Consider the following 1,360-nt stretch of genomic DNA (forward strand, 5'->3'; position numbering starts at 1 on the left):
GGGTCGGTCCTGTTGCCATTTCCAATCACGAAGATGTGCAAATCGAACCGTTCGGTTCGACCTTGAAATCGCGTGAACAGCGCGGCTGCCACATTCTTTTGTTTGAATATCAACTACTTGCAGTGTTAGCCGACGAGGTTTCACGGTCTGGACAACGAGCCAGCGTTCACCTGAGTTACACGAACCGTCAACATAAATTGAACCGAACCGTTCGGTTTTATCAATCGCGCGAGCGAATTGGGCCTCCAGGCTGACCGACGGAACCGATTTCAGCCGGCGTTTGCCTTGTCCGCGGATCGAGACTATCGATTGCTTTCAAACTGTCCGTTCGGACCGCCGGGCCGCGCTTGCGAAAGCCCGGCGCCACCCGGATGGAGGCATTGCCGAACAGCGATGGACGATGCGGCTCCTGCTTGTCGAAGACAATCGCGAACTGGCCGATTGGCTGAGCAAGACGCTGCGCCAGGCGAGCTACGTCGTCGACGTGGTACATGACGGCGAGGACGTCGAGCATGCGCTGGCGGCCGGCGACCATGCGCTGATCATCCTCGACCTCGCCCTGCCGCGCATGGGCGGGATGGAGGTGCTGAAGCGGCTGAGGGCACGCGGCAACCCGGTGCCGGTCATCGTGCTCACCGCCAACGCCAGTCTCGACGGCCGGGTGAAGGGCCTCAACGAGGGCGCCGACGACTATCTGGCTAAACCCTTCCAGATCGAGGAACTGGAAGCGCGCATCCGCGTGCAGCTGCGCCGTGCCAACGACCGGACAGCGCCCGTCATCTCCTGCGGCGACCTCGTCTTCGACACCAACACCAGGATGTTCTCGCTCGGCGGCGCGGCGCTTTCGCTGACGCCGCGCGAACATGCGGTGCTGGAACAGCTGGTAGTCAAGGCGGGGCGCACGGTGAGCAAGGCGGCACTCTCGACGGCGATCTACGACTTCGACACCGACGCCGATCCCAGCGCCATCGAGATCTACGTGCATCGGCTGCGCAAGAAGCTGGAAGGCTCGCGCGTGCAGATCGCCACCTTGCGCGGCCTTGGCTATCTGCTCCGCCATGAAGATTAGGGCCATGAAAATTAGCAGCCTCCGCCTGCAATTGCTGGCCTGGGTGGTGCTGCCGCTGACCGCGCTGGTGACGGTCAATCTGTGGACCAGCCAGCGCAACGCGCTGGCGACGGCAGATCTGGTCACCGACCGGATGCTGGTCGGCTCGGCGCGCGCGATCGCCGAGCGGGTGGCGATGGCCGAAGGCGTGCTCGACGCCACCATTCCGCCGGCGGCGATCGAGATGTTCGACACCGGCGACCGCGACAGCGTCTACTACCGGGTCGAGACCGCCAACGGCCGGCTGCTGAC

3 protein-coding genes are annotated in these 1,360 nt (G+C 63.5%); all 3 read left to right on the top strand.

Features of this window, described 5'->3' with window-relative positions:
• Positions 1-254 (top strand): hypothetical protein (locus tag EOA60_RS38450; RefSeq protein ID WP_206628365.1); only part of this gene is annotated, 254 nt, incomplete at its 5' end.
• Positions 255-400: 146 nt separating this feature from the next.
• On the top strand, positions 401-1,069 hold the full coding sequence (locus EOA60_RS33095; RefSeq protein ID WP_095826473.1) for a response regulator: 669 nt from the start codon (positions 401-403) through the stop codon (positions 1,067-1,069).
• A 4-nt stretch (positions 1,070-1,073) separates the two neighbouring features.
• Positions 1,074-1,360, top strand: a 287-nt coding sequence (locus EOA60_RS33100) for a sensor histidine kinase N-terminal domain-containing protein (RefSeq protein WP_206628366.1), incomplete at its 3' end; no start/stop codon positions are given.

The organism is Mesorhizobium sp. M1A.F.Ca.IN.020.06.1.1 (assembly GCF_004023265.1).
In the GTDB taxonomy this organism is placed as follows: Bacteria; Pseudomonadota; Alphaproteobacteria; order Rhizobiales; family Rhizobiaceae; genus Mesorhizobium.